We start from the raw sequence: 267 nt of genomic DNA on the forward strand, positions 1-267 counted from the left end.
CTTAACTGGCTTGTCTCCATCTTTGAAAATAATCTTTCCTGCTGGTTGATCAGTTGATGGAGTGTCTGGTGTCTTCTTTTGAATCTTAACAACTGTTTCACTTGGAGTTGTTCCATCACTTGGGAAATCAACTTCTGTTGGTACTTCTTGACCAGGCACTAATTCATAACCATCTGGGATCTTTTGATCTTCTTCACTTACTGGCACCTTGTCTCCAGGCTTACCTGATACTTCTACTGTTTTAACTGGTGTATCACCATCTTTGAA

1 protein-coding gene is annotated in these 267 nt (G+C 40.1%); it reads right to left on the bottom strand.

What is annotated here, in order from left to right; translation table 11 throughout:
- Positions 1 to 267: hypothetical protein (locus ACNDLV_RS07145; protein WP_048594621.1), on the bottom strand; the 267-nt coding region annotated here is incomplete at both ends.

Source organism: Lactobacillus fornicalis (assembly GCF_055362665.1).